Below are 7,254 nucleotides of genomic sequence, written 5' to 3' on the forward strand. Positions count from 1 at the left end.
ACCCCCAGCGCCCGTTCAGCCTGCACGTCGGGGGCGCGACCTCGGTCAACGCCCGGCCGAACGAGGCCGCCGGGACCTGTCCGCCGTCACGTCACGGCCGGGCAACCCGTAGGTGCCGTCGTTCGGCCAGCTCCTCCGCGCTGACCAGGGTCAGGATCGGGGTGCCGGGCGGCGCGAACATGGTCACCACCAGCTGCGACTGCGCGTCCGGGAGGTTGTTGCCGCCCTGGAGGTGGATCACGTCGCCGCCCGGCTCGAACAGGGCGTCACCGGCCTTGAGCACCCGGGGCGGCTGCCCCTCCAGCTCGAAGAGGATCTCGCCCTGGGTCACGTAGCCGAAGAGCGGCCCGGGGTGGCGGTGCGGCGGCGCGCCGGGGTCACCGGGCGGCAGGGTGACCCGGACGGTCCTGGCCTCGGCGCCGGCCGGGATCCGGGCCGCCGCCTCCGCCAGGGTCGTGATCACCTCGACGCCTGGGGGCAGGTGGGCGTGCTCGGCACTCATGTCTTCCTCCATCCGAACGGGGACTGTTCAGAGTGAGGACAAGACGGCCGCCCCGTTTGTGACAGCCCGTTTGTGACAGCCCCACACGGCCGGTTTCCGCGGTCGTTCAGTTCTGCTGTGCGGGTTCCTCGGCCGGGCGGTAGCCCAGGCGGCCGCGGGTCGCGATGAGGACCAGGATCGCTGCCGTGGCGCCCGCGAGCAGGGTGACCTGACTCGCCTGCTCGGCGGTGGCGATCGACGGGAACATGTCCGAGTAGGCGAGTGACATGAAGTTGTTGACGCTGACGTGCAGCAGCATGATCAGGGGCAGGCTCTGGCCGGTCCGGTTGAACACCCAGGTGACGACCACGCTGAAGACGCAGGCGAAGGCGATGAACTCGCCGACTCTCAGCCAGGTGACGTCCGGCCACCCGCCCCACTCGCTCAGGAACAGCGGCAGGTGCCAGACGCCCCAGAGCGGGCCGAGGACGAGGGTGCCGCCCAGCGGGCCGAACCTGCGCTGCAGGCGGGGGAGGGCGAAGTCGCGCCAGCCGGGCTCTTCCGCCAGACCGGTGGTGACCATCTGGAGCAGCAGCCCGGGCACGTAGGCGGCCAGCACGGCGACCGGCGGCAGGTGGATGTCCTCGTCGGACACCGCGACTCCGGCGACGATGATGGCGGCGGGAACGCCGAGGGCGGTGACGACGTACCAGACCCAGTTGACCCGCCACTTGGTCATCCGCCCGATCCACCGGCGGACCCCTTCCCTGCCGTCCGCGAGCGCGGTCACGATGAACGCGCCGAAGATGGGGCCGAGGTAGGCGCCGGGGAGGACGCCGGTGAACTGCGTGGTCCCGAGCAGCGAGGGGAAGCTGAAATCCCAGATCCCCAGGCCGTTCGCCGAGAGGATGTAGGGCGTCCAGGCGAGCCAGCTCATCAGGTTGGCCAGGACGAAGAAGCTGATCAGCGGACGGCGGCGGATGAAGCCTCGAAGTCCGCTCCGACCCGGATGCTGCTCGGCCCCCGGCCGACTGTCGACTGCCATTTCGATTTTCCTTAGAGGAGCGCTTGACCGACGGCGATCAGCACATCAGCCGCGGGCCCCTCCGGTCGTTCCCGCCTACGGCCCAATGGAGGTATAGCCAGGGGTACGCGAGTGGGTTCGCCCAGCTCAGCCACCCCCGCCGCCGCCGGGGCCGAGGCGGCCGGTCAGGAAGTGGACAGCGAATGGCCTGGGAACCGGTCAGGCAAAAGGCCGACACTCGGCGGGCTGGTCCTGCGACAACGAACACCGTGCCACCGAGGAAGGCTGATCGATCGTGACTGAACGCGTACGCGTGGCTGTGCTGGCGGGTGGGCCGTCCGCCGAGCATGAGGTGTCGCTGCAGTCGGCGCAGGCCGTGCTCGATGCTCTGCCGAGGGATCTGTACGAGCCCGTCGCCCTCATCATCGACCGGCAGGGCAGGTGGCCGGTGGAGCTGCGACGCGATCTGGCGGACGTGGTCTTCCCCGTGCTGCACGGGCCGTTCGGCGAGGACGGCGTCGTCCAGGGTCACCTGGAGACGCTGGGCATCCCGTACGTGGGCTGCGGCGTCATGGCCTCCGCCGTGGCCATGAACAAGGTCACGATGCGGCGCATGTTCCTGGCGGAGGACATTCCGGTCACCCCACATGTGTGGTTCACCGAGCACGAATGGCGTACCACCACCGACTCCTGGGGTCTGGTGAAGTCGCTCGACTGGCCGATGTACGTCAAACCGGCCAGCATGGGCTCCTCTATCGGCATCTCCCGTGTCACCTCCATGGAGGAGCTGCGCGCCGGCGTGGAGCTGGCGCTGGCCTACGACCGGGTGGTCATCGTCGAGCAGGGTGTGACCGCGCGCGAGCTCATCTGCGGCGTGCTCGGCGGCTATGACACCCCGGATGCCTCGGTGCCCGGCGAGCTCATCGTGCCCGGGGACTGGCTCGACTACGAGGCCAAGTACCTCAGCCGGGCCGAGATCGCCGCCATTCCCGCCGTGCTGCCGGAACGGGTGGCCGAGGACGTGCGCGAGCTGTCCCTGCGCGCCTTCCGGGCGATCGGCGGCTACGGCCTGTCCCGCGTCGACTTCCTCTATGAGGAGAACACGGGACGCCTGTACGTGCTGGAGATCAACACCATGCCCGGTTTCACCTCCCGTTCCGTGTACGCCAGGGCCTGGGCCGCGAGCGGTGTCCCGTACCCGGACCTGCTGCGCCGCCTCATCGACCTCGCGTTCGCCAGGAGCGGCTCGTGATCCCCATGACGCTGAACGAGATCGCGCAGGTCGTCGGCGCGAGCCTGCATGACGTGCGCGACCCGCGGGCGCTGGTGACGGCGCCTTCGGCGGTCGACTCCCGCGAGGTGGTGCCCGGCGGCCTGTTCGCCGCGACGGTCGGCGCCCGCGTTGACGGTCACGACTACGCGGCCGTCGCCGTCGCGGGCGGCGCCGTCGCCGTGCTGGCCGCAAGGCCCGTCGGCGTGCCCGCCCTCGTGGTCGAGGACGTCCAGCTCGCGCTCGGCCTGCTGGCCAGGCACGTGCTCGAACACATCGGTCCGATCGTGATCGGCCTGACCGGCTCCGTGGGCAAGACCACGACCAAGGACCTGCTGGCCCAGGTCCTCGAACGGCACGCCGCGACGGTCGCCACCGACAGGTCGTTCAACAACGAGCTCGGGCTGCCGCTCACCGTGCTGCGTGCCGATGCCACCACCCGATACCTGGTGCTGGAAATGGGTGCGAGCCGCAAGGGCGATCTGAGGTACCTGACCGGGCTAGCACCGCCCCAGGTCGGGCTGGTGCTCAATGTCGGCACCGCACATGCGGAGCGGATGGGAGGCGGGCCGGCCGACGTGGCCGAGGCCAAGGGAGAGCTGGTCGAGGCGCTTGCGGCGGACGGGTTCGCCCTGCTCAACGCCGACGACCCGTACGTCATGGGCATGGCCGGCCGTACCAGGGCCCGGATCCTGTGGTACGGCAGGTCGGGGCGGGCGCAGGTGCGAGCCGAGGACGTGCGGATGACCGGCCGCGCGCGAACCGCGTTCGAGCTGGTGACGCCCTCCGGTCGCGCCCCGGTCGAGCTCGACCTCATAGGCGAGCACCAGGTGAGCAACGCCCTGGCCGCAGCCGCCGTCGCCACCGCACTCGGCCTGGGCGTCGCCGAGATCGCCGACGGGCTGAACGCCGCGCGGCGGCGCTCCGCGGGCCGGCTGGAGATCGTCGAACGACCCGACGGCATCACCGTCGTCGACGACGCCTACAACGCCAACCCCGAATCCATGCGGGCCGGGCTGCGGGCGGTGAAGGCCCTGGCCGGCACCCGGCGTACCGTCGCCGTGCTCGGCGCGATGGGGCAGCAGGCGGACGCCTCCCGCGCCCGGCACGCGGAGATGGGCCGGCTCGTCGCCGACCTCCGCTTCGACGTGCTGATCGCGGTCGGAGCAGGGGATCCGCTCGCGATGGCGGAGGCGGCGGAGTCCTCGAACCAGGGCGTGGCCGTCCACACCGCCGAGGACGTGGCCGGGGCCCTCAGGCTGGCCACCGCGCTCCTCGAACCGGGAGACGTGGTGTTCGTCAAGGCGTCCAGCGAGATCGGCCTCGGTGCCTGCGCCCGTGCGCTGGCAGCGCCGACCTGTTGACCGCTCCTTTGCTGAATGAACGGAGTTTCATGCGCACCATCGGTCTCATCGGCGGGTTGAGCTGGGAATCGACGGTGATCTACTACCAGATCATCAACCAGCGGGTACGCGAGCGACTCGGCGGCAGCCATTCCGCCAACAGCCTCATCTGGTCGGTCGACTACACGACGGTCGAGGACCTCATCTTCGCCGACCGCTGGGACGAGGTGAGTACGTTGCTGACCGGGGCGGGCAGGAACCTGGAGGATCTCGGCGCCGGCCTCCTGCTCGTCTGCAGCAACACCTTCAGCCGGGTGAGCGACGACGTGGAGCGGGCCGTGAGCGTGCCCGTGCTGCACATCGCCGACGCCGTGGGCGCCGAGATCCGCGCCAGGGGCATGCGCAAGGTCGGTCTGCTGGGCACTCGCTTCACCATGGAGCAGCCCTTCTACCGGGACCGGCTGGCCGCCCACGGCTTCGACGTGGTCGTCCCGCGGCGTGAGCAGCGGGAACTGGTCCATCACGTGATATTTGACGAACTGGTGCGCGGGGTGCTCCGGGAATCGTCCAGGGACGCGTACGCCCGGATCATCGATGATTTCGCGGACGACGGCGCTGAAGGCGTCATCCTCGGCTGCACGGAGATCGAGCTGCTGATCAGCGAGAAGGACAGCGCCATCCCGGTGCTGCCGAGCGCTCGGCTGCACGCGGAGGCGGCGGCCGGCCTCGCGCTCGCCGGCTGACACGCCCCCGGTCGCGGCACGATGTGGCGGCTCAGGTGGACCGGTACGCCGGTGCGCCGATGCCATACAGCTCGCGGTGCCACAGATCGGCGCAGACCCGCTCGATGCCGGCCGTCAGATGGCGGCGGTAGGTGGTGAAGGGGAGGCCGAGTCGTTCCGCTGCCAGTTCCTGGGTGGGCGTGCCGCGCAGGAACGTGACGGACAGCGCCCGGTGGAACTTGACCGAGCGCGGATCCTCACTCAGGTCGTCGATCGCCTGGCGGAGCAGGTCACCCAGTGCCGTGGCCGGATTCTGCCCGGCCCGCTCGGCGATCAGCCTGGTGCGCGCCAGCGGGGAAGCGGCCAGCGCGTCCAGCCGCGACAACTGGCGCAACGCCTTGCGAACCGCTTCGGCGAACTCCGCCTGGGACAGCACCGCCAGCTCCGCCGTCGCGGCAGGCCCCGCGTGGAGCGGCTGGTTCATCCGCTCCAGCCACGCCTGCGGCGACACCGCGCGCCAGTCATGAACGAACAGGCCGTACGTATCGTCCCCCGGTTGTGGCTGCTCGGAGATGTCACGCATGCCGTACTGCCGCCGTAAATGCTTCGGATGCGGTATCTCGATATATGACCATGCCATCCGCTCGGACCGCAGACAATTGCCGATCACCCGCCACTGGATCAGATCCATCACCGGCGAGTTCCCGCGATACGGCGGCAGCACCCACAGCCGGCTGACCGCCAGATGTTCTCCGGCGCGCAACGGCGTGGTGGCACGCGCGTGCGCCCACGCCCTGGCCACGATGGGATCGGCGGTCAGCTCCGCCTCGTCGAGTTCCGTCAACCGCAACCACGCGGAGAAGGCCACGGGCTCGCCGGTTTCGGTCCGCCGATACAGCCGGAACGCCTCCGGCTGACGTTCCGCCCAGAAGGCGGCGCAGCCCGCACCCTCCGCCGCCACCCGGAGCAACCTGCCGACGTCCTCCTCCCGCAACGCCGCTTCCTGGAACTCGTCGTGGCGGCCGCGGAAATCGGCCGGCGCCCCGCTGTCGCGATGCAGGTAGAGCAGCGCCGCCACCGCGCCGGGCACGTCCACGTCGTTCGCCGTGCGCACCCGCTCCGCCAGCTGCGCGTGAATGCGGTCGTGCATCGCCGAGTACCCCTCGGGATCCCGCCATCGCAGGTCCGCCTCCAGCAGCTCCCGCACCACGTCATGCGGAAACAGCCCGCGGCTGCTCGACTCCACGAACGGCAACCGCCGCAACCACCGGAACAACCTCCCGGCGTCCTCCGGCAAGGCCGCCCGCAGCAGGTCCTCCGTCGTCGTGTACGCGTGCGCGCAGATCTCCAGAGCATGCCGGTGCGCCGCCGAAGGCAGCTCGCCCACCAGCTGATCCAGCAACGTGGCCACCACGTCCTGATCCGGCATCCACCGCCGGCCGGCCCCGCCGTCCTTCACCGCCACGGCCGCCCCCAGCAGCAGCGCCAGCGGATGACCACCGGCGAAGGCCAGCAGCGGCTCGCGCAACTCGGCCGGCACCCCGGAGGAGTCCATCAGCGCCTGCGCGTCTTCGGCCCGCAGGTCGCGCAGCGGCAGCACCTCCAGGGCCCCCGCCCATCCCGGATCCGCCTGCCACCGCATATCCGGCGGGTTCCGCCCCGCGATCACCACCAGCGCCCCCATGGGCATCCGCGGCAGGAACCGCTCGCGCAGCCATCCCTCCAACCCCTGAATGTGCTCGAAGTCGTCGATCAGCAGCACCGTGTCCGCATCGCGAAGCACCAGCCCGGCCTCGGACGCCGCCGGGTCCAACATGCGCCCGTCCACCATGGACGCCGGCCGCCCCGCCACCTCGGCCTCGTGAGCGAATCGCCGCAACAGGGCCGATTTCCCGATGCCGCCGGGACCGTGCACGTACAGAACGCTGCAGCCGCCGCCGCCGTACAACGCCGCGTTGAAGACCGCGAGCTCTTCCTCCCGCCCCACGAACGCCATCTCGCGCGCTGCTTGCAGGCGCCATCCCAGCAAGCCGGAATCGTTGTCACTCCCCGATGACATACTCCTGGCCTCTCCGAACGCCCGGTCGATCATGAGCTCCCGTTCTCGATGACGTGGTGCACGCCGGGGTGGGGCCGTCGTCGTGGTGGCCTGCCGCCGCGGTCCGGGCGGTGTTCGAAGTGCCACCACTCGTTGTCGTACATGCGGTACAGGTCGTGCGCGCCTTCGTGGGGGCGTACGTCCAGCGCGATGCCCTTGACATGGGAGGATTCCGCCGGTGGGTGCACGAGCACGCGTGCCAAGGCCGCGGAACCGCGGCTGCGGAGGAACGCCGCAGGTAGCAGGAGCACGGCCAGCACCAGCGTGACCACGGCATACAGCCGGTCTCGGGGCCGAAGGGGGATGGTGCGTGGTT

At 70.5% G+C, this 7,254-nt stretch carries 6 protein-coding genes and 1 pseudogene; 3 read left to right on the forward strand and 4 right to left on the reverse strand.

The features are described from left to right. Positions 1 to 91: 91 nt before the first annotated feature. Positions 92 to 502: a cupin domain-containing protein gene (locus AB0L65_RS62615; protein ID WP_364267467.1), complete on the reverse strand. Its 411-nt coding sequence runs from the start codon at positions 500 to 502 to the stop codon at positions 92 to 94. Between the two features lie 106 nt (positions 503 to 608). Then, the gene (locus AB0L65_RS62620) at positions 609 to 1,526 is read right to left on the reverse strand and encodes a type II CAAX endopeptidase family protein (RefSeq protein ID WP_364267470.1); all 918 of its coding nucleotides are present in this window, start codon (positions 1,524 to 1,526) and stop codon (positions 609 to 611) included. Positions 1,527 to 1,800: 274 nt separating this feature from the next. Here AB0L65_RS62620 and AB0L65_RS62625 point away from each other — a divergent pair, with 274 nt between their 5' ends. Genes AB0L65_RS62625 through AB0L65_RS62635 form a run of 3 tightly spaced genes read left to right on the forward strand, consistent with a single transcriptional unit; the run spans position 1,801 to position 4,861 of the window. Further along, entirely contained in the window at positions 1,801 to 2,757 is a 957-nt protein-coding gene (locus AB0L65_RS62625) for a D-alanine--D-alanine ligase family protein (protein ID WP_364267473.1), read from the forward strand. Between the two features lie 5 nt (positions 2,758 to 2,762). Next, entirely contained in the window at positions 2,763 to 4,139 is a 1,377-nt protein-coding gene (murF, locus tag AB0L65_RS62630) for a UDP-N-acetylmuramoyl-tripeptide--D-alanyl-D-alanine ligase (protein ID WP_364267482.1), read from the forward strand. A gap of 29 nt (positions 4,140 to 4,168) precedes the next feature. Beyond that, on the forward strand, positions 4,169 to 4,861 hold the full coding sequence (locus tag AB0L65_RS62635) for an aspartate/glutamate racemase family protein (protein ID WP_364267476.1): 693 nt from the start codon (positions 4,169 to 4,171) through the stop codon (positions 4,859 to 4,861). Positions 4,862 to 4,892: 31 nt separating this feature from the next. Here the strand turns inward: AB0L65_RS62635 and AB0L65_RS62640 are convergent, their stop codons facing one another. Together AB0L65_RS62640 and AB0L65_RS62645 are read right to left on the reverse strand one after the other, a co-directional pair. Next, entirely contained in the window at positions 4,893 to 6,869 is a 1,977-nt protein-coding gene (locus AB0L65_RS62640) for an ATP-binding protein (RefSeq protein WP_364267479.1), read from the reverse strand. Positions 6,870 to 6,928: 59 nt separating this feature from the next. Further along, positions 6,929 to 7,254 (reverse strand): annotated as a pseudogene (locus AB0L65_RS62645) (D-alanyl-D-alanine carboxypeptidase); the annotation flags it as partial.

Source organism: Nonomuraea sp. NPDC052116, from assembly GCF_040680035.1.
Lineage (GTDB): Bacteria > Actinomycetota > Actinomycetes > Streptosporangiales > Streptosporangiaceae > Nonomuraea > Nonomuraea angiospora_A.

Coding starts and splice junctions, on each gene's coding strand:
- murF (WP_364267482.1), top strand. CDS start 2,763: ATGACGCTGAACGAGATCGCGCAGGTCGTCGGCGCGAGCCTGCATGAC.
- AB0L65_RS62615 (WP_364267467.1), bottom strand. CDS start 502: ATGAGTGCCGAGCACGCCCACCTGCCCCCAGGCGTCGAGGTGATCACG.
- AB0L65_RS62635 (WP_364267476.1), top strand. CDS start 4,169: ATGCGCACCATCGGTCTCATCGGCGGGTTGAGCTGGGAATCGACGGTG.
- AB0L65_RS62620 (WP_364267470.1), bottom strand. CDS start 1,526: ATGGCAGTCGACAGTCGGCCGGGGGCCGAGCAGCATCCGGGTCGGAGC.